Origin of the sequence: Flavobacterium potami, assembly GCF_020026915.1 — a bacterium.
In the GTDB taxonomy this organism is placed as follows: Bacteria; Bacteroidota; Bacteroidia; order Flavobacteriales; family Flavobacteriaceae; genus Flavobacterium; species Flavobacterium potami.
Genome location: NZ_JAINUY010000002.1, coordinates 175,601 through 197,467, shown reverse-complemented (window position 1 = coordinate 197,467; position 21,867 = coordinate 175,601). Strand labels below are relative to the sequence as shown.

The window sequence follows — 21,867 nt, the reverse complement described above, 5'->3', positions numbered from 1 at the left end:
AATTATTTATGATCAAATGCTTTTAAATGCCATTTGTATTTAACTGCCATTAAACGTATTACTATAATAACAAGTGAAGTTACCAAATATAAAACATCATCATCTAGATTTAATTTTCTTAAACCAAAAAATACGATTCCGCCCAAAATACAAATTGTTGCGTAAATTTCTTCTCTAAAAACGTTTGGAATTTCGTTACATAAAATATCCCGAATTACGCCTCCAAAACATGCTGTCATGGTACCTAAAGCAATACAGATTGCAGGATGAAGCCCCGTTAAAAGTCCTCTTTCCAGACCAATTAAGGTAAAAACCCCCAGTCCGATGGTATCAAATAAAAACAAGGAAGTTCGAAGTTTGTCGAATCGTTTTCTAAAAATAATAGCCAAAAAAAATCCTAAAATTATGACGTAAACATATTGCATATCACGCATCCAACCTACTGGAGTTCGCCCAATAAGAACATCGCGAAGTGTTCCTCCGCCTACAGCCGTTACAAATGCAATAATAAAAACACCAAACGGATCCAGTTTTTTATGCATTGCCGTTAATGCGCCTGACATAGCAAAAGCCATTGTCCCAATAATATCTAGTAAATGAAACATTTTTCTTTTTAGTTACAAAGATGCAAAGGGCCAAAGTTACAAAGTTGTCAGGAATAATCTTAACAATTTAAAAGGTTAACATTTGCTATTTCTTTGTATAAATCGGACTTCTCTTCAACAAATAAGAAACAGATTCCATCCAACTGTCTTTTACTGCTAAAAATGGTTTACGGGTTTGAGAGTAGATCTTGTCTTTATTTTTATACATATCAAAATAAACGGTGTAATAGTAGTAACTCTGATTATTTGCCGTTGTTGTTGAAACGTCGTTTGTAGTTACTTTTTTATTGTTATCGCTTACTTTTGCGTTTCCACTATTGTAAGTTGTTGCTGTCGATGTTGTACCAATTGTATAAGAAACTTTTGCAGCAACGATATTGTCAACTCCCAATATTTTTTCGAGATCATCAATTGGTGTTTCATCAATATTCTTATAATCGATGCCTGCTTTGTGCAGTAAACTATTTGTAGTTCGCAAATCCTGAACGGTTAAAGGAAATATGTTTGAAGACTTATCTAATAACTTATTGTACAAATCGTTTTGCGCAAATTTAGCCATATCTTCAGAAGCTTCCTGATTATCAGAATTGACATAAGGAACCGGAAGTACCGCAATGGTATTAGGTTTTATATCTTGTGCGCTAATAACCTGATTTGAAGCTGCAACAGTATTATTTGCAGACACATCAAAAGTCTGTGATCTTCCGCTTGCGAAATCAATTCTTGCAATTTTTGAAACATCAATCGAAATTTGAAGCGTTTCTCCAGGAAGTGAATATTCTACTGTACTATCAGACATTTTAGAAATGGTACATTCAATAATCTGATAATCCCTTTTTATAATTTTATCCAATTTTTTTCCGCCTTGAGCGAAACTAAAAAAAGCAATAAACAACATTAATGCGGTACAGAATGGCTTCAGGATTTTCATGATCTTTTTTTTTAAATTAATTCACTAATTAATAATCAGTTAAATATAAAAAATTATCATTAAAGCCCGATAAACATTTTCAAAACCTTAAAAAAAAGATTACATATGCTGTGTATAGAAATTATAATCTTTTAAAATAACTCGAATAAAATCGCTGTGATTACCCGATTGATTTTTAATACCGGTCACACTTTCAATTTTTGCCATCAATTTATAAATGACTTCGTGATCATTTTTAGCTTCAGCTTTTTTGAAAGTTTCTTTAATAATACGCATATCATTATCTGAAAGCTTGATTACCAAAGGATAAGTCGGCACATAAGATTCGTCTATTTCTTCTAAAATTGTATGACTGATATTGATTTTATTTTTTAAGGTAATTACTGCCGTTCCTGCCGCCATATCGCCTAAACGCTGTGCATTTTTACTCGTAATCACAGCAATCAAACCTGGAAGACCAAACAGGCTAAAAAAATCTATTACTCTAAAAAACCATCTCACCACATAGTCCGCGAAACTTGCCTGATATCCATCAATTTTGACTACTTTAATCTTAACGATTTTTTTGCCAAGTGACTGTCCTTCAAAAACACTTTCGAGTACTAAAGAATAGACAATAAGAGGTGAATATAAAATTAATAAAATAGAACGTCTCGACCATTCATCTAGATTATCCATCAATATTCCTAGTTTTAACCAGTTAAAAACAATGATAGAAATTGCAGTAGCGTAACAGATCATTATGAACAAATCGATAAATAATGCACCCAATCGCTCGCCTACACTAGCGGCAATAAAATTTATTTTAACATTTTGTGTCGTATTAATAGATAATTCTGACATATTTTATATTTTAGCCAACAATGAGAGAAATCGCTTTTATAAAACAAAACAAAGAAAAATGGCTCGAGTTTGAGCTGGCAATTTTCGGTAAAGCTAAAAAAAATCCTGATGAATTAGCTAATTTGTACATTCAAATGATGAATGATTTATCTTACGCCCAAACGTATTATCCTAAAAGTAAAACGGTTGTTTACTTAAATCATCTCGCTTCTCAGATTTATCAAAAAATTTACAAGACCAAACGTACCGACAAAAACCAATTTGTTGAATTCTTTAGAATTGATGTTCCTTTACTGGTTTACGAATATAGAAGATATTTAATATATGCTTTTTCTTTATTTTTTATAACTGTTGCCATTGGTGTTCTTTCGGCTCGTTTTGACCAGGATTTTACCCGATTGATTATGGGGGACCAATATGTAAATATGTCTTTAGAAAATATCAAAAAAGGCAATCCAATGGCGGTATATGGTTCTGGCAGCAACTGGGGTAGTTTTATTGGTATAACCTACAATAATTTGAGTGTGGGTGCCAAATGTTACTTCTACGGAATTTTTGCCGGAATTGGTACTTTTTATATTTTTCTGCAAAACTGTATCATGTTAGGTTCTTTTCAATACTTTTTTTACGAACATGGCGTATTTTGGAAAAGCGTAAGAGGTATTTGGATTCACGGAGCCATGGAAATCTTTACTATCGTAATTGAAGCAACAACAGGATTTATTTTAGGAGCTTCGATTCTTTTCCCTAAAACTTTTTCGAGAATAAATTCTTTTAAAATAGGTTTTAAAAATAGTTTCAAGATATTCCTGAGCACTTTTCCTTTTACAATAAGTGCCGGTTTTCTAGAAGGTTTCATTACAAGATATTCTATTGACATGCCAAATTGGTTAAGTATTTTTATCATTTTGATTACCTTAAGTATAATTTCATTTTATTACTTGATTTATCCTTTTATTGTACACAGAAAAATGCATTCTTTAACAGCCGCAAATCTTTAATATCGAGTAATGACAAAATTCTTTTTTATTTTATCTTTTCTTTTTTGCTTCGGAATTTCGACGGCTCAGGATAGTACTATTGTACCCGAAGACCCTCCAAAGATTGCTACAATAAAGTATACTGAAAAAGATATTCAGATTGATTCGGCTACGATAGAAGCGAAACATTTTGACAAAAATTTCAAGAAAAAATATACTGGACCTGAATTTATATACGAGTATAAAGTTCCAGAGAAAAATTGGTGGGATAATTTTAAGCAATGGCTCGCAAGGTTATTTTCAAATCTTTTCCGTTTCAAAAGTGCCCAGACTTCATTGAATTTTGTTGTTATTTTATTCAGGATAATAGCGATTTTGGTAATTATCACTGTGGTTTATTTTATCGCAAAAAACATCTCAAATCAGGAAGGAAAATGGATTTTTGGAAAACCTGATAAAAAAACATTGTTTTACACTGATGCCGAAAAAAACATTCACCTTTTAGATTTCGAAAAACTGATTCGAGAAAGTATTGAAAACAACGAAAAAAGAATTGCCATCCGTTATTATTATCTGTGGCTTCTAAAAACTATGGCACAACATAATTATATTGAATGGGACATTGAAAAAACAAATTCTGATTATTTATACGAATTGCAACAACCTGCTCATAAAGAAGAGTTTACTTATCTTTCTTATTTGTACAATTACATTTGGTATGGTGAATTTGAAATTGATGATATCCGATTCAGTAATACAGAAAACAGATTTAAAAAAGCTTTAAAAACTTTTGGCAATGGATAAAAATCTTAAAATATACATTGCAATTCTAGTATTAGTTTTTGGTATAATTCTAATAACAGACAAAGGAACGCCAAAACCAATCGACTGGACTCCGACGTATTCAGTACACGATAAAATTCCGTTTGGTCTTTATGTTTTTGATCAGGAAGCCAATCATTTTTTTAAGAATCAGAAAGTAAAGAGAATTGCAACCGAAACGCCTTACGAATTTTTAGATTCGCAATATGATGAAACGAAAGATGTAGAGACTTATAAAGTAAAAGGAACTTTTATTAATATTTCAGAAGCAAACAATATCGACGACCAATCGATGACAGAGATTCTGTATTTTGTATCGCACGGTAACAAAGCTTTTTTAAGCATGAAAGCATTTCCTAAACTATTGCTCGATTCTTTAAAAATTCAGTTAAATACCGATTTTATGCCTACTGAAAAAGTGACAGCTTGGATGGCGAATAAAAAAGTAAGCACTAAAAAATATATTTTCAATACTGGCGTAAGCGATTATTTTTCTAAAATAGACACTTTAAACACGGTTGTTTTAGGATATCAAAATGATTATAAGAACAAAAAACAAGTTAATTTTATCGAAGTTCCGTACAAAAACGGTTATTTGTATTTACACACACAACCAGCAGCTTTTACCAATTATAATCTGCTGAAAAAAGAACAGTATCAATATGCTGAGAATATTTTGTCTTATTTTTCTAAAGGCTCAATTTTCTGGTATAATAAAGGCGTAAATGATGAAAGAATATCGGGTTCGCCATTGCGTTACATCATGAGCCAGCCGCCACTAAAATCTGCTTGGTTTCTCGGTTTACTCGGAATCTTGATTTTTATGATCTTTAATGCAAAACGAAAACAACGTATCGTTCCGATAATAAAGCCATTGCAGAATTTGACGGTTGATTTTACCAAAACAATTGGGAATTTATATTATCAAGAAGGCGATCATACCAATATCATTGATAAAAAAATTATTTATTTTCTGGAAAAAATCAGGACAGATTATTTACTTGACACCACGAAATTAGATGATGATTTCATAAAAAAACTGCATTATAAAACAGGAAAAGATGAAAAAGACATTCAGGAACTTGTTTCTTTAATTAACAATCATAGAAATAGTTATCATGGAAGTCTCGAAGAAGATTTACTTCGAATAAATGCAGCAATCGAAAAGATCTTACACTAAATTGCAAAACGAAATTTAAAAAGAAAACAGACCAAAATATGGACGATATCAATACAAACGCAAACGAAATCACAAACGAAAATGTGAATTTTGAAACCCGAATCAATTTAGGGCCGCTTTTAGATCATGTAAACACAATTAAAAAAGAAATTGAAACTGTAATTGTAGGTCAGCACAAAATGGTCGATCAGCTTTTGGTTGCTATTTTATCCAACGGTCATGTTCTTTTAGAAGGTGTTCCCGGGGTAGCTAAAACCATCACAGCTAAATTGTTGTCTAAAACTTTAAATATTGGTTTCAGCAGAATTCAGTTCACACCAGATTTGATGCCTTCTGATATTTTAGGAACCTCTATTTTCAATTTAAAAAGTTCAGAATTTGAATTTAAAAAAGGTCCGATTTTTTCCAACTTAATTTTAATTGATGAAATAAACCGTGCTCCGGCAAAAACTCAGGCAGCACTTTTTGAAGTTATGGAAGAGCGTCAGATTACAATTGACGGCTCAGCTTATCAACTAGAAACTCCGTTTTTGGTTATTGCTACTCAAAATCCAATTGAACAAGAAGGAACTTATCGTTTGCCTGAAGCACAATTAGACCGTTTTCTTTTTAAAATTACCATAGATTATCCAAAATTGAATGAAGAAATTTTAATTATTCAAAGAGAACATTCATTACAGGATCACGGAAAACTGGATGCAATTCAAACAATCCTTTCCTCTGAAGAAATTAAAGAATATCAAGGTTTGGTTAAACAAATTAGAGTTGAACAAAACTTGTTGGAATACATTGCAAGAATTGTAGTCAATACGCGCGAAAATGCTTTTTTATATTTAGGAGCTTCTCCCCGTGCCTCAATTGCAATTTTGAATGCTTCCAAAGGTTTTGCTGCAATACGCGGACGCGATTTTGTTACTCCTGAAGATGTAAAAGAAGCTGCGATTCCGGTTTTACAACACCGCGTTATTGTAACTCCCGAACGTGAAATGGAAGGTATTACAAGCTCAGAAATCATTAAACAAATTATTGAAACAGTTGAGATTCCAAGATAATTGTTAATGGTAAATGGTAAATGGTAAATGGTAAATGGTGAATTGTTAATTTAAACGTAAGTACAAACCTAAAACCTGAAACCTGAAACTTGAAACCTGAAACTTGAAACCTGAAACTTGAAACTTTGAAAACCTGAAACTACAAAAAAGTGAAATTCATAAAAAGTCTATATCTGAATAATTTCTTCTTCTATTTACTTACGAGTATTATAGGATTATTTGTTTGTGCTTTTATTTTTCCAAATATTTATAATGCCGTTTGGTTGTTAGTTTTAGGATTAGTTACCTTTTTAGGAATTGACATTCTATTATTGTATACCGCTCGAACAGGAATTGAAGCAGAAAGAATTATACCTGAAAAATTATCAAACGGAGATCTGAATCCAATTAAAATCAATTTGAAAAATCATTATAATTTTCCTATTTTGATTAAGATTATTGACGAAATTCCCTTTCAGTTTCAAGTTCGTGATTTTAAAATTTTAAAAACCATAAAAGCATCCACACAAAAAGAAATTGGCTATGATTTACGTCCAACCGAACGTGGCGAATATGTGTTTGGAACTTTAAACATTTATGTTTCTTCGCCTTTAAAATTAGTTTCCAGAAGATTTATTTTTGACAAAGATCAGATGGTTCCAACTTATCCGTCTTTTATTCAATTACGAAAATACGATCTGATTGCTTTTTCAAATAATTTGTTTCAATACGGTATCAAAAAAATCAGACGAATTGGGCATACAATGGAATTTGAACAAATTAAGGAATATGTTCAAGGCGATGATTTACGAACTTTAAACTGGAAAGCTACTGCGAAAAAAAATTCGTTAATGGTCAATCAGTTTCAGGACGAAAAATCACAATCTGTTTATATGGCTATCGACAAGGGCCGCGTCATGCAAATGCCGTTTGACGGATTGAGTTTATTAGATTATGCGATAAATTCGGCTTTGGTCTTATCGAATGTCATTTTGAAAAAACAAGACAAAGCGGGACTTTTTTCTTTTTCAAAAAAAGTAGAAAACAGAGTTTTTGCAGAAAGAAGGGCGTCTCAAATGCAGAAAATCCTAGAAACTCTATACAATATAAAAACAGATTTTTTTGAAAGTGATTACAGCAGACTGTATGTCGACATTAAGAAAAACATCAATCAGAGAAGCTTAATTATCCTTTATACCAATTTCGAAACGATGGACGGTTTAAATCGTCAACTACCCTATCTGAAAGCTATTGCTAAAAGTCATTTACTGGTTGTTGTTTTCTTTAGTAATACCGAATTAAACAGTATTATCAATAAAAAAACAAATACGATTCAGGAAGTTTACGATAAGGTGATTGCAGAAAAATTCATGTTTGAAAAACGACTAATTGTCAATGAGTTAAAGAAATACGGAATTCATTCGATCTTAACTCAGCCTGAAAACCTGACATTGGATGCCATCAATAAATATTTAGAGATTAAAGCTCGTGGAATTTTGTAAATCCGTGTTTTATTAATTTATAGTTACATTACGTTATCACGTAAAGATTGATTAATTAAATTAATTAGTTTTGGAACAAATTCAAAATTCTACGTGATTTCTAATTAACCAAAAAATGAAAAAAGCAATCGTTACTCTGTTTATTTTCTTAAGCTTTGCCTCTCAGGCTCAAAAAACAGAAAACATTATCATTATTACTACGGATGGTTTTAGATGGCAGGAAGTTTTTAAAGGAGTGGATCCGGCAATTGCCAATGACAAAAAATTCAATCAAGGCGACAGTGCTTACATTTATAAAAAGTATGGCAACCCTGAAATTGCTGTATCTCGTAAAAAATTAATGCCTTTTTTCTGGTCAGAAATTGTTTCGAAAGGACAAATTTATGGCAATAGAGATTTCGGAAACAAAGTAGACGTTGCCAATCCTTATTGGTTTAGTTATCCCGGATATAGCGAAATTATGACGGGAAATGTTGATCTTCAGGTTAACTCAAACGGGTACAAACCAAATCCAAACGTAAATGTTTTAGAATTTTTAAATCAGCAATCAAAATTTAAAGGCAAAGTTGCTGCTTTTGGCGCTTGGGATGCTTTTGATAGAATTTTAAATGAAGAAAGAAGCGGTTTTCCAGTAATTTCTGCTTTTGACAAAGTTGGAGGAAATAAACCAACAGCGTCTCAAAAACTACTAAACGAAATGCGAGATAACTCGTTCAAACCATTTCATGAAGATGAGTGTTTAGATGTCTTTACACATTATCAGGCATTGGACGAATTGAAAACTAAAAAACCTAAAGTACTTTATATCGCTTACGGAGAAACGGATGAATGGGCGCATCATGGAGATTACAGATCGTATCTTGACGCTGCCAATCAGGTAGATAAATGGATTGCTGAGATTTGGAATTTCATCCAAAATGATCCTCAATACAAAAACAAAACAACCTTATTTATAACTGTAGATCATGGTCGCGGTGACAAAGTAAAATCGCAATGGAGAGATCATGGAGCCGATGTTGAAGGAGCATCTGAAATTTGGTTTGCGGCAATGGGACCAGAAATTGCCCCAAAAGGAGAAATCAAAACAGAATCTCAGATTTATCAAAAACAGTTTGCCCAAACCTTGGCAAAATTAACTGGATATGATTTTAAAACGACGCATCCTGTTGAAAAAGAAGTTTCAGAATTATTTCAAAGTAACCAAAAACCCTAAATAATTAACCTTTTTAAAACCAACCCCAAATGAAAAAAACACTATTGTTTCTTTTTTTAGCTCTGATTTCAATTTCTAAAATCAGCGCTCAACAATCGGATACTCTAAATGCTTATTACGAAAAAATTGAAAAATCTTTTAAGTATGAATCAGGAAAAATTACGCTTCCTGAAGGCGATGGAAATTTAAATGTCCCAAAAGGATTTAAGTTTTTAAATGCCGAACAAACCCAAAATGTCTTAACTAATTTATGGGGAAATCCCGAAGATAAATCTATCTTGGGGTCGCTTGTTCCAGATGGAAAAGGTGTTACACACGCCAACAGTTGGATGTTTGTAATTAGCTATCAAGGAGACGGTTATGTAAAAGATGATGATGCAGATGATATTGATTATGATGATCTTCTAAAAACCATGAAAGAAGATGTTGCTGCCGCAAATGAAGAACGAAAAAAAGGAGGTTATCCTGAAGTTCAATTGATTGGATGGGCATCAAAGCCTTATTACGACAACAACCTAAAAGTATTACATTGGGCAAAAGAATTGCAATTTGGAACCGATAAAAATCATACGCTTAACTATGATTTGAGAGTTTTGGGAAGAAAAGGAATGTACAATATTTCTGCTGTTGCGGGCGTAGATCAGTTAGAAGAAGTTAAAGCAAGTATTCCAGGAATCATTAAAAGTGTAGAATTTAACGAAGGCCATAAATATTTAGATTTTGATGCTGATACAGATACTGTAGCTGCTTGGACAATTGGAGGTTTAGTTGCTGGAAAAGTTTTAGCAAAAGTTGGATTTTTTGCTGTTTTGGCAAAATTCGGAAAGTTTATCGTGATCGGAATTATAGCTGCTTTTGCTGCAATAAAGAAATTCCTTTTTGGAGATAAAAACCAAGTAGTGACAAAACCTATTAAGGAAACTGCTCAGTTAGAAGAAAATAACAACTCTACTGAAGAGTAATATTTTTTAGCCACGAATTTCACGAATCTTCACGAATTATTTTTTGTTTTTGTACGAGAATAATTAGTGTGAATTCGTGAAATTCGTGGCAAAATAAAAAGACTTTGTACCTTTGAAGCTTTGTCTCTTTGTTACTTTAAAAAAAATCTCTGTACCTTTGCAACTTCGCAACTTTGAGCCTTTTAAAAAATGAAACAAATCACTTCAATTCAAAATCCGTTTATAAAATCTTTGGTTTTACTTCAGGAAAAATCTAAAGCCAGAAAACAAACTAGAACTTTTTTGATTGAAGGCTTACGTGAAATTTCGTTAGCAATTAAAGGCGGTTACGAAATCGAAACGGTTTTATTTTTACCTGAATTAGTTTCTGAATCAGAAATCAACAAGATGATTCAAAACCCTTTTCAAATTATAGAAATCAACAAGGAAGTTTACCAAAAACTAGCTTACCGAGATACCACAGAAGGAATTTTGGCGGTTGCAAAAAGCAAATCATTAAAATTATCTGATTTAAAACTATCTGATAATCCATTAATTCTGGTTGTTGAATCGCTTGAAAAACCAGGAAACATTGGTGCGGTTTTACGAACTGCCGATGCAGCCAATTTAGATGCCGTTTTAATCGCCAATCCAAAAAGCGATTTATACAACCCAAACATCGTACGCTCTAGTGTTGGTTGTCTTTTCACGAATCAAATTGCAACCGGAACATCCGAAGAAATTATTGCATTTTTAAAAGAAAAAAACATCAATTTCTACAGTGCTACTTTACAAAATTCAACTTCATATCATACACAAAACTTCATTACTCCAACCGCATTAGTTGTTGGAACTGAAGCAACTGGATTAACACAGCAATGGCGTGATGAAGCCACTCAAAACATTATTATTCCAATGCAAGGCGAAATCGACAGTATGAATGTTTCGGTTGCCGCAGCAATTTTAATTTTTGAAGCTAAGAGACAAAGAGGTTTTTGATTTTAGATTTTAGATTTTAGATTTTAGATTTTAGATTTTAGATTTTAGATTTTAGATTTTAGATTTTAGATTTTAGATTTTAAAAATCGCTTCGCTCTTTCTTGAATTTGGGCTCGAGCGATAGCAAACAGGCGAAGCAATAAAATTTGATTATTTTCATTTTTTTGTTGTCAGACTGAGCGAAGTCGAAGTCCCATTCTTACAGGAAAAAATCTAAAATCTAAAATCTAAAATCAACAATCCTCCCCCCTTGCGTATGTTCAAACTAATTCTTATTTTTAGTACTTGAACTATGCCGTTATGACAGAAATAGATATTGAAAAAGAAAACAAAGCTATTGCGCAGGAATACAAAGAATTACTACGAATAAGTTACCAAACTTTAGACACAGCTGACAAAAAATTAATTCGAAAAGCGTTTGATGTTGCTGTTGATGCACACAAAGAACAGAGAAGAAAATCTGGAGAAGCGTATATCTTTCATCCTATTGCAGTTGCAAAAATAGTTGCCTCAGAAATTGGTTTGGGCGCGACTTCTATTGCTGCGGCCCTATTACATGATGTTGTCGAAGATACTCCTATTACGGTTGAAGATATTGAACGTTTATTCAATCCGAAAGTAGCGCAATTGGTTGAAGGTCTTACTAAAATTTCATTAGTTCAAAAAGATTTGAATGCTTCCATGCAGGCTGAGAATTTCAGAAAAATGATTCTGACTTTGAATGATGATGTTCGCGTGATCTTAATAAAATTAGCTGACCGTCTTCATAACATGCAAACAATGGATTCGATGGCGGAGTATAAACAAACCAAAATTGCGTCTGAAACGCTATATATTTATGCCCCTTTAGCCCATCGATTAGGACTTTACAACATTAAAACCAAACTGGAAGATTTAGGTTTAAAATACACTGAACCGGCGGTTTATAATGATATTGTAAGTAGAATTCGTGAAACGAAAGAAGAACAAGACGCCTACATCAAAGACATTTCAGATGTTTTGAAAAAATCTTTAGACAACGAAGGCGTTGATTACATCATAAAAGGCCGTCCAAAATCTATTTATTCTATTCGCAGAAAAATGCGTGCACAAAATGTAAGTTTTGATGAAGTGTACGACAAATTTGCTCTCAGAATTGTTTACAAATCAGATCCGAATCAGGAAAAATTCATAGCCTGGAAAATATATTCTATCGTTACAGATCACTACAGACCAAGTCCAAGTCGTTTGCGTGATTGGATTTCATCACCAAAATCAACTGGTTATGAAGCCCTTCACATTACTGTAATGGGACCAAAAGGTCGTTGGGTCGAAGTTCAGGTTCGAAGTGAACGTATGGATGAAATCGCAGAAAAAGGATACGCAGCACATTATAAATATAAAAATGGTGCAAGCGAAGAAAGCGGTCTGGATGTTTGGTTGAATTTACTTCGTGAAGCATTAGAAAACCCTGAAACCAACGCTGTTGATTTTGTGGAAGATTTTAAAATGAATTTATATTCTAAAGAAATCTTCATATTTACGCCAAAAGGAGAAATCAAATCGTTACCGAAAGGTGCCACTTCTTTGGATTTCGCTTTTAGCATCCACTCCGAAATCGGAATCAAAACACGTGGAACTCGTGTAAATGGCCGTTTAGTTCCATTAAATTACGAATTAAAAAGTGGTGATCAGGTCGAAGTAATTACTTCTGCTAATCAAAAGCCAACTGTGAACTGGCTGGAATATGTAACGACTTCTAGAGCAAAAAACAAGATAAAAAACGTTCTAAACGAAAACACTAAAAAAATTGCAGAAGAAGGAAAAGAATTGCTTATTCGAAAACTGAAACATTTAAAAATTACTTTCAATGAGCAAGTTACAAACGAATTAGTCAATTTCTTTAAATTAAAAACAAGCTTAGATTTATTTTATAGAGTCGGAATTGGCGCGATCGAAAATCAGCAGTTAAAAGACTACGCGGCTCAAAAAGGAAATTCATTCATCAATTTCTTTAAAAATAAAATCAAGCGAAATAAAGATACTGCCGACGAAGACATTCACAAACCAGTTATCAGCAGTAATTATGACATGCTGGTTTTTGGCACCGAACATGACAAGCTGGATTATAAACTTTCGCAATGCTGCAACCCTATTCCTGGTGACGATGTTTTTGGTTTTGTGACGATTAATGAAGGAATTAAAGTCCACAAAAAAGATTGTCCAAACGCAATCGGAATGCAATCTAACTATGCGTACAGAATCATGAGCGCGAAGTGGATTGACTCTTCTCAAGAAGAATTCAAAGCGATTATCAATATTACCGGAATGGATGTTTTAGGACTTACCAACCAATTGACAAGAGTAATTTCGAACAATATGAGCGTAAATATCCAAAGTATTTCATTGAGTACAGATGCTGGGATTTTTCACGGTCAGATTGCAGTAATTGTGAAAAACAATACGATTTTGAAGAAAATGATCAATGCAATTAAGAAAATTGACGGAGTTGATAAAGTTACACGAGAGTACAGAACCTAACTTTTTAACCTATCTATAAGGGATTTATAACTAAACTTTAAACCCGAAACTTTTATTGATTAAAAATAAAAATTTATCTTTGCCGGATATGACACTCATTTCAACTGACAACACTAAGAATCAAGAAATTGTAAAAAACGTTTTTACAATGTATCTTGAGCAAAAAGGGCATCGCAAAACTCCTGAGCGTTATGCTATACTTCAGGAAATTTACGATAGCGAGGAACATTTTGACATAGAAAACCTTTATATCAAAATGAAAAACAAAAACTATCGTGTAAGTAGAGCTACGCTATACAACACGATCGAGTTATTGTTGGACTGCGCTTTGGTTAGGAAACATCAATTTGGGCAAAATCAGGCTTATTACGAAAAATCATATTTCGATAAACAGCACGATCACATTATCATGACTGATTCTGGTGAGGTAATTGAATTTTGCGATCCAAGAATTCAAACCATCAAAAAAACAATCGAAGAAATATTTGATATCGAGATTACAAATCACTCGCTATATTTCTACGGAAACAAAAAGCAAAAACAATAGTCCGCAAAGGATTTATTCAAAAAATAAAAAAAGAAAAATTAACTACATTAATCAGTGGGATGACGGAGATTGTCCCAACGCAAATTAAAACAGAATGACCGTAGATTTATTACTAGGATTACAATGGGGAGATGAAGGTAAAGGAAAAATTGTTGACGTACTTACCTCAAATTATGATATTATTGCACGTTTCCAAGGAGGACCAAATGCAGGACATACATTAGAATTTGACGGAATCAAACATGTACTAAGAACTATTCCTTCTGGAATTTTTCATCCAAATTCAGTAAACATCATCGGAAATGGTGTTGTAATTGATCCTGTAGTTTTCCAAAAAGAAATCGAAGGTTTAGAAAAATTCAACCTTGATATCAAAAGTAAATTGATCATTTCTAGAAAAGCACACTTAATTTTACCAACACACCGTTTGCTTGACGCTGCTTCTGAGGCTTCAAAAGGTAAAGCTAAAATTGGTTCGACTCTTAAAGGAATTGGACCAACTTACATGGACAAAACAGGTAGAAATGGTTTACGTGTTGGAGATATCGAATTAGAAGATTTCAAAGAACGTTACAGAGCTTTAGCAGACAAACACGAGGCAATGATTGCTTTTTATGATGTTGCTATTCAATATAATTTAGCTGAATTAGAAAAAGAATTCTTTGAAGCTATTGAAGAATTAAAGAAATTAGATTTCATTGACAGTGAAGAATACATGCACCAAGCTCAAAAAGCGGGTAAATCTATTCTTTGCGAAGGTGCTCAAGGATCTTTATTAGATGTTGACTTTGGAACTTATCCTTTCGTAACTTCATCTAACACTACTGCTGCTGGAGCTTGTACTGGTTTAGGAATTGCGCCTAACAAAATCAAAGAAGTTTACGGAATTTTCAAAGCTTACGTTACGCGTGTAGGTAGCGGACCTTTCCCAACGGAACTTTTTGACGAGGTTGGTGCTACAATGGCAAAAGTTGGTAACGAATTTGGTTCTGTAACTGGAAGACAAAGACGTTGCGGATGGTTAGACTTAGTAGCTTTAAAATATGCTGTTCAAGTAAATGGAGTTACACAGTTAATGATGATGAAAGGTGATGTACTTTCTGGTTTTGAAACTTTAAAAGTTTGTACTGAGTACAACTACAAAGGACAAAACATTTCTCACTTCCCTTACAACATTGAACCAGAAAATGTTACTCCTGTTTACAAAGAATTTAAAGGATGGAAACAAGATTTAACTGGATTAACAACTTACGATCAGTTGCCAATCGAGCTAAAAGAATATATTGAGTTTATTGAAAAAGAAATCGAAGTGCCAATCAAAATTGTATCGGTTGGACCGGATAGAAAACAAACAATCACAAAATAATATATTTAAACGCTCTGATAATCAGAGCGTTTTTTTTTATACAATTTATTTCATTTATGAAAAATCCAGAAGTTCAAATTAAAGAAACTAAATTATTATCAGACAATTGGTATATCTTAAACCGAGTTACTTTTGATTACAAAAAAGAAAACGGCGAAATTGAAACTCACAATCGTGAAGTTTACGATCGTGGTAATGGCGCTGGAATCTTATTATACAATTCAACCAAAAAAACGGTGATTTTAACGCGTCAGTTTCGTTTGCCCACTTTTCTTAACGGAAACAAAGACGGAATGATGATCGAAGTTTGCGCTGGACTTTTGGATCAGGACAATCCTGAAAACGCCATTATTCGTGAAACAGAAGAAGAAACAGGTTATCGTATTTCTAAAGTTCAAAAAGTTTTTGAAACTTATATGTCTCCTGGTGCCGTTACAGAGATTTTATATCTATTTGTTGGCGAGTATGACGAAAGCATGAAAGTTAGCGAAGGCGGCGGATTGGACGCTGAACAAGAAAATATAGAAGTTTTAGAATTTACTTTTGATCAAGCTTATGCTATGATCGAATCTAGAGAAATTACCGATGCTAAAACTATCATGTTATTGCAGCATGCGAAAATAAAAGGATTGATTTAAGTAAGGTATTTTTTATTATTTTTAAACCGAAATTGGTTCTTGTTTAAAAGCATTTTCGATTTCGGTTTATTAATCAAACAAAAAATAACTATAAATGAAATTGAAACTTTTACCTCTATTTTTAAGTTTTCCAATACTTCTTTTTTCACAAAAATTTCAAAGAAATACTTTTGAATATGAAAAACTAAAATCTGATCATTTCGCTGAATGTGATGACAATACTAATAAAGAACTGCAAAATATTTTAGTCAAAATTGAGGAAAATAAAAGTGCATCTGCTGTTTCAATTTCTCAAAAGCTTTATGAAAACAAAAATGATTGTTTTGGTATATTTGAAATCTATGGTTACTCATTATTTCGAAACGGAAAATGGTTAGAAGGAATTGATATTATAGAAAAAGGTATTCAGAAATTTGGCAGTGTTCCTGAGCTTATAAAAAGAAAATCGGACATGAGTCTGGAAATGGCTGAATTGGGTACAAGTCAGAAAAACATAGATGGAAATTCCGTCTTTAAAGCAGATTCACTTCAATATAATGAAGATCAATTTAAAGATGAAAACTTAAGATCGGCCCTTGTTGATTTAGAATATTTAGTTAAGACATATAATAGAACTGAAGAAATTTACTATACAGCTAAAATTCAGCAACTTTTAAAGGATTACCAAAAATCTACTGAAACATTCAAAACCCTATTAGATGATGAAAAGTTTAAAAATATAGCATCATTTAATATAGCAGATAATTACATTTCTTTAAAAGATCTTAATAATGCTGAAACAGAATTAAATAAACTGCTGGCAGAAAACCCAAAAGAACCAATACTTTACGATAAGCTTACAGAAATTTATGAATTAAAAAACGACAAAGCAAAAACGACAGAATTAGGCAACAAAAGTATTTTTTACCAAAATATGCCAACAGATTCTGACCTTCAATACAGCAAAGAAAATCTTGAATTGTTGCAATTCTTTGGATCGGGAGAAAATAAAGCTGGTAAAAAATTAAAAAAACTTCAAGAGATTTCAAACCAAAACAATCAGCAGTATACCATCGATGTTTGTTTGATGATTTTAAAACTTCATACCAATCATGGAAATGGTGTTGAAGAAAAAGCTACCGAAATATTAAAAAATATTGGAAAACCAGCTATTGAGAAAGTTAACAACCTTTTTCAAAGTGATGTCTCAACTTGCACAATTACAAATCTAGCAGATATAATGGCAAAAGTAAAAGATGAAAATTCTTGGGCGCTTATGAAACAATACCTGTCTTCTATTGCAACAATGCCAATGACTATAATTCCGCCAAATTTACCTGAAAAAATGATTCTGTTTAATGAAGAGAGGGGAATAACAGAAATCCTTACAACAGTAAAACCTTTACTTGGTCAAGAACAAGACAATGACGACATCTTTCAAGCAGGAGGATTTGGGCAATATGTTTATTACTCTCCATTAGGAAAAATAAAGAAAGAAAAATTAAAAAAAATTGCAACTGAGCTAAAATATACTGACAAAGAATTTAATCTTCTACAGGATAAAATTAAGTAAGTCAGAATTTCATAGCCATACGAAAACTTTACAATAACAAAAAATACGATTGATATAATTTAAGAAAAATGAGATTACAAAAAAGTAGATTTTTAAAAGCCTTATTATTCATATTTATAAGTATGAACATGATAGCTTTTTTTCATGCTTACAAATTCACCCATTTTTCAACTGATAATTCTGAAAAAACAAAAAGCCCGAACAAATTATCTGCCTTAGAAAAGACAAAAACATTACTTTTTGGAGTCAATAATCCTAAACCTAAAAACACCAAATTCCCAACTCAAAGCTTTCAAACAATAAGTTTAAAAAGCAATAAAAAAATTGAGTGCTGGTTTATCGAAACTCCAAAAGCAAAAGGTACAGTCATATTATTTCATGGCTACGGAAGTGAAAAATCATCTTTGATTAAGAAATCAGATGAATTTATAAAATTAGGCTACAATACAATGTTGGTCGATTTTATGGGAAGCGGAAATTCAGAAGGAAATCAAACTACAATTGGTTTTAAAGAAGCCAGCCAGGTTAAAACATGCTTTGACTTTATATCGAAAAAAGGAGAGAAAAATATTTATTTGTTTGGTACATCCATGGGAGCAGTAGCGATAATGAAATCTATTTCCGATCAGAAAATAAATCCAAAAGGAATTATAATTGAATGTCCTTTTGGATCAATGTATCAAACGGTTTGTGCACGATTCAACAGAATGAATGCGCCAACATTTCCAATGGCAGCAATATTACTTTTCTGGGGAGGTTTACAAAATGGTTTTTGGGGATTTAGCCACAATCCGTCAGAATACGCAAAAAATATCTCTTGTCCCGTACTACTACTTTATGGAGAAGAAGATAAAAGTGTTAGCAGAGAAGAAATAGATGAAATTTACCTAAATTTAAAAGGCAAAAAACAACTAAGCACCTATAAATCTACAGGTCATGAAAATTATCTAATCAAAAACAAAAAGAAATGGACAAGCGATATTTCAAGTTTTTTATCTTCAAACTAAAATGAAAATCCCGAAACCAATTCAAAAAATTATGTAACCCTTTTGAACTATCATAATCTTAACTTTATTTTCATAAAAATACGACCTATGAAAAAGTTATATTACACAGCAAACGGATTAGTGATTTTAATGTTGGTTTTATTAGGTTCTTGTAAAAAAACCGATACGATCACATTGACAGAAAATAAAACGGAGAAAAAAGAAGTAATTGAATACAAGAAACCCAAAACAGTTTCCTTTCAAATTTCGAATACAAAAGAATGGCTGAATCTAAACGAAGCTGACAGCAGTAAAATGAATATCGTATACGCCTTAAACAGAACTGATAAAACTAATTTTAAAAAACTAGATTCTGTTGTAATTCCAGCAGATTTTACGGGTGATTTGGTTTATTATCTTCCATTTCCTTTGCATGTTTCTGCTTTAGAAGAAGTTTCAAAAATCATTCTTTTCTCCTATCCTACTCAGACTTTTGCCGCTTACGAGAATGGTGAGTTGGTTCGCACAGGTCCAACAAACATGGGAAGAAAAAAAGATCCTACTCCAACCGGATTGTTTTTCACTAATTGGAAAGCTGAAAAAACAACAAGTACTTTTAATGACGAATGGGAATTAAAATGGAATTTTAATATCGAAAATAAGCTAGGAGTTGGTTTCCACCAATATGATTTACCTGGATATCCAGCCTCTCATTCTTGCCTAAGATTATTAGAAAAAGATGCCAAATATCTGTACAAATTCGCCGATGAATGGATTTTGAAAGACAAAGAAAATGTAAAAGTTAAAGGAACACCAGTAGTAGTTTTTGGAAACTACGATTTTGACGGACCAAAACCTTGGCTTAAATTGTCCTCCGACCCAGAAGCATTAAATATATCAGAAGGCGATATTGAAACTGCTACAAAACCATTCTTAAAAGAGATTTTAGAAAATCAAAACCTTAGAGAAGCGGAGCCAACAAAAACTATATAGAATTTCAAAATATACTAATAATACTAAATCAGCTGGAGCATTAAAAATTGTTTCAGCTGATTTTTTTTTGTATGATAAACTAAACTTATTCGGCTAAAGCCATTTGTCAGCCTCCTTCAAAAAACCTCCAGCTAAAGCAGGAGGCTATTCACATTATCACTTTGCGACTTTGCGACTTTGTCACTAAAAAAAAACTTAGCATCTCAGCATCTTAGAACCTTAGCATCCAAAAAATAACTCAATAAATAAGCGATCATTCACTTATTATTTATATCTTTGTCCCCTAATTAGTTAGAATCATGAGAACAAGAGATTTAAATAAGGAAGAAATTGTAAAGCAAAAAGCAATCGAAATGATTGTTTCGCAAGGTGTGGAAGGATTCGGAATGAATCGGCTTGCTAAAGAATGTGGTATTTCTGTCGCGACACTTTACATTTATTATTCAGATAAGGAAGATTTAATTAAAAAAATCGGAATTGAAATTGGTCGAAATTTCTTTGAAAAGATGTTTGATGGTTTTTCTGCCGAAATGTCTTTTAAGGATGGATTAAGAAATCAATGGGAAAATCGCATTGCTTTCAATTTAAATTTTCCATTACAGACTTCTTGTTTTGAACTTCTAAAACACTCTACCTACGGCGATGCCATTATAAAAGAAATTACAGGAGATTACAAACAGATTATGACCGAATTTATGCTCGCTGCAATTGAAAGAAAAGAACTCATTGCTGTTCCTTATGAAATTTTTTGGAGCATTGCCTACGGATCGCTTTATTCTCTTTTAGAATTTCATAGAGACGGAAAATCAATGTCTGGAAAACCATTTTCTCTTAATGACAATTTGAAGAATGAGGCTTTCAATTTGGTTTTAAAAGCTTTGACTCCATAAAAAGATCAAAAATCAATGGCAAAATTCAATGTCAAAAATCAATATCAATATCAATATCAATATCAATATCAATATTAAATACAATATAATTTCAATAGGATGAAAACTTCAATTATAGAAAATAAAAAGATTGCTATTATTGGCGGAGGACCGGTTGGATTAACTACTGCTCGAATTTTACAAATTAATGGTGCAGATGTTACGGTCTATGAAAGAGACATTAATGCACAAGCCAGAACTTCTGGAGGAACTTTGGATATTCATTCCGATTCTGGTCAATATGCGATTCAGAAAGCGGGATTAATGGATGTATTTCTTGAATATGCACGACCAACGGGCGAAAAAATGGCTGATATCGATGGAACTATTACTTCTGACGAAATGCCAAATGAAACGAATGCTTTTTCTCGTCCAGAAATTGACCGCAATGATTTGAGAAAAATTATGCTGGAAAACCTTCAAGAAAATACTGTTGTTTGGGATAGTCAATTAATTACTATTGAAAAATCTGAAAACCAATATCTTTTAGAATTTAAAAATGGCTCGAAAGCAACTGCCGATTTTGTAATTGTAGCCAACGGCGGAAGATCGAATGCTAGAAAATTTGTGAGCGATCAGGAACCGAAACTTTCTGGAACTTACATTATTCAAGGTGAAATTGTAAATCCTGATCAAGACTATCCGGAATTTAAACCTAAATATGGAAACGGAAATGTTATGGCAATGGGAGAACATAAAATGTTCTACACTCACACAATGCGCGATGGATCCGTTCATTTCGGAGTTTCTTTTAAAGCAGATGAAAATTGGATTTCAAATCACGAAATTGATTTTAATGATAATCAATCTGTTATTTCTTTTTTGAATGAAACTTTCAAAAACTGGGGAGACGATTACAAGAAATTCTTCGCTGCTTCTACTGAATTTTCTGGTTTGCCTTTACGATTATTTTCTTTGGAACAACCTTGGAAAGAACATTCTAATATTACGCTTGTTGGCGATGCCGCTCATTTAATGCCTCCGTTTGCTGGCGAAGGCGTAAACATGGGATTGTATGATGCTTTTCATTTAACCGAAAATCTAACTAATGGAAAATTCGATACCATTGATGAGGCAATTGCAGATTATGAGAAAAAGATGTTTGGTTACGCCTTAGAAGCACAACGAATGACTAAGAAAATGGAAGATTTACTGCATTCTGATATTGTCGCTGAAGATATTTTGAATAGCCGTTTCTAGTTTTTCAAAATTATTTTTCAGAAAGAAAAATCTTGTTTAAATAAAAGCCTTAAGTTGTTTTTATTTTACTATTTTCGTCGGTAATAAGC

20 protein-coding genes are annotated in these 21,867 nt (G+C 32.5%); 17 read left to right on the top strand and 3 right to left on the bottom strand.

All coding sequences use genetic code 11. The features are described 5' to 3' along the window. Window positions 1-2 precede the first annotated feature (2 nt). From K6T82_RS06645 to K6T82_RS06635, 3 genes are all read right to left on the bottom strand, one after another. Window positions 3-605, bottom strand: coding sequence for a trimeric intracellular cation channel family protein (locus K6T82_RS06645; RefSeq protein ID WP_223705151.1), 603 nt, complete (start codon window positions 603-605; stop codon window positions 3-5). 85 nt (window positions 606-690) lie between these two features. Then, window positions 691-1,536 carry a hypothetical protein gene (locus K6T82_RS06640; protein WP_223705150.1) on the bottom strand — a complete coding sequence of 282 codons (846 nt, stop codon included), beginning with the start codon at window positions 1,534-1,536 and terminating at the stop codon, window positions 691-693. 99 nt (window positions 1,537-1,635) lie between these two features. Next, complete coding sequence (locus tag K6T82_RS06635) at window positions 1,636-2,379, bottom strand: RDD family protein (RefSeq protein ID WP_223705149.1); 744 nt, start codon at window positions 2,377-2,379, stop codon at window positions 1,636-1,638. A gap of 20 nt (window positions 2,380-2,399) precedes the next feature. On the opposite strand from K6T82_RS06635, the gene K6T82_RS06630 reads away from it, so the two are divergent. The 17 genes from K6T82_RS06630 to K6T82_RS06550 all read left to right on the top strand — a co-directional run bounded on the left by K6T82_RS06630 (window position 2,400) and on the right by K6T82_RS06550 (window position 21,778). After that, a complete protein-coding gene (locus K6T82_RS06630) occupies window positions 2,400-3,380 on the top strand; it encodes a stage II sporulation protein M (RefSeq protein WP_223705148.1) in 981 nt (326 codons plus the stop codon). Between the two features lie 9 nt (window positions 3,381-3,389). Beyond that, a complete protein-coding gene (locus K6T82_RS06625; protein WP_223705147.1) occupies window positions 3,390-4,163 on the top strand; it encodes a DUF4129 domain-containing protein in 774 nt (257 codons plus the stop codon). Then, on the top strand, window positions 4,156-5,361 hold the full coding sequence (locus tag K6T82_RS06620) for a DUF4350 domain-containing protein (protein WP_223705146.1): 1,206 nt from the start codon (window positions 4,156-4,158) through the stop codon (window positions 5,359-5,361). Before K6T82_RS06625 ends, K6T82_RS06620 begins: the two co-directional genes overlap by 8 nt. A 38-nt stretch (window positions 5,362-5,399) precedes the next feature. Next, a complete protein-coding gene (locus K6T82_RS06615; protein ID WP_223705145.1) occupies window positions 5,400-6,413 on the top strand; it encodes an AAA family ATPase in 1,014 nt (337 codons plus the stop codon). Window positions 6,414-6,562: 149 nt separating this feature from the next. After that, window positions 6,563-7,894, top strand: coding sequence for a DUF58 domain-containing protein (locus K6T82_RS06610; RefSeq protein ID WP_223705144.1), 1,332 nt, complete (start codon window positions 6,563-6,565; stop codon window positions 7,892-7,894). 115 nt (window positions 7,895-8,009) lie between these two features. Then, window positions 8,010-9,107, top strand: a complete 1,098-nt coding sequence (locus K6T82_RS06605; protein WP_223705143.1) for a phosphoglyceromutase — start codon at window positions 8,010-8,012, stop codon at window positions 9,105-9,107. Between the two features lie 29 nt (window positions 9,108-9,136). Beyond that, the gene (locus K6T82_RS06600; RefSeq protein WP_223705142.1) at window positions 9,137-10,069 is read left to right on the top strand and encodes a DUF2167 domain-containing protein; all 933 of its coding nucleotides are present in this window, start codon (window positions 9,137-9,139) and stop codon (window positions 10,067-10,069) included. A gap of 189 nt (window positions 10,070-10,258) precedes the next feature. Continuing rightward, window positions 10,259-11,047 (top strand): TrmH family RNA methyltransferase, encoded by a 789-nt coding sequence (locus K6T82_RS06595; RefSeq protein ID WP_223705141.1) that lies wholly within the window; start codon window positions 10,259-10,261, stop codon window positions 11,045-11,047. 300 nt (window positions 11,048-11,347) lie between these two features. Further along, entirely contained in the window at window positions 11,348-13,567 is a 2,220-nt protein-coding gene (locus K6T82_RS06590) for a RelA/SpoT family protein (protein WP_223705140.1), read from the top strand. Window positions 13,568-13,655: 88 nt separating this feature from the next. Further along, window positions 13,656-14,114: a Fur family transcriptional regulator gene (locus tag K6T82_RS06585; protein WP_026981862.1), complete on the top strand. Its 459-nt coding sequence runs from the start codon at window positions 13,656-13,658 to the stop codon at window positions 14,112-14,114. Between the two features lie 94 nt (window positions 14,115-14,208). After that, window positions 14,209-15,480 carry an adenylosuccinate synthase gene (locus K6T82_RS06580; protein WP_223705139.1) on the top strand — a complete coding sequence of 424 codons (1,272 nt, stop codon included), beginning with the start codon at window positions 14,209-14,211 and terminating at the stop codon, window positions 15,478-15,480. Between the two features lie 56 nt (window positions 15,481-15,536). Continuing rightward, window positions 15,537-16,118 (top strand): GDP-mannose pyrophosphatase NudK, encoded by a 582-nt coding sequence (gene nudK, locus K6T82_RS06575; protein WP_223705138.1) that lies wholly within the window; start codon window positions 15,537-15,539, stop codon window positions 16,116-16,118. Window positions 16,119-16,212: 94 nt separating this feature from the next. Further along, window positions 16,213-17,670, top strand: a complete 1,458-nt coding sequence (locus tag K6T82_RS06570) for a tetratricopeptide repeat protein (protein WP_223705137.1) — start codon at window positions 16,213-16,215, stop codon at window positions 17,668-17,670. Between the two features lie 128 nt (window positions 17,671-17,798). Beyond that, complete coding sequence (locus K6T82_RS06565; protein ID WP_223705136.1) at window positions 17,799-18,677, top strand: alpha/beta hydrolase; 879 nt, start codon at window positions 17,799-17,801, stop codon at window positions 18,675-18,677. An 87-nt stretch (window positions 18,678-18,764) separates the two neighbouring features. Then, window positions 18,765-19,649 carry a L,D-transpeptidase gene (locus tag K6T82_RS06560; RefSeq protein ID WP_223705135.1) on the top strand — a complete coding sequence of 295 codons (885 nt, stop codon included), beginning with the start codon at window positions 18,765-18,767 and terminating at the stop codon, window positions 19,647-19,649. A 299-nt stretch (window positions 19,650-19,948) separates the two neighbouring features. Further along, window positions 19,949-20,539 carry a TetR/AcrR family transcriptional regulator gene (locus K6T82_RS06555; protein ID WP_223705134.1) on the top strand — a complete coding sequence of 197 codons (591 nt, stop codon included), beginning with the start codon at window positions 19,949-19,951 and terminating at the stop codon, window positions 20,537-20,539. A 99-nt stretch (window positions 20,540-20,638) separates the two neighbouring features. Next, window positions 20,639-21,778 carry an FAD-dependent oxidoreductase gene (locus tag K6T82_RS06550; RefSeq protein WP_223705133.1) on the top strand — a complete coding sequence of 380 codons (1,140 nt, stop codon included), beginning with the start codon at window positions 20,639-20,641 and terminating at the stop codon, window positions 21,776-21,778. The last annotated feature ends 89 nt before the right edge of the window (window positions 21,779-21,867 follow it).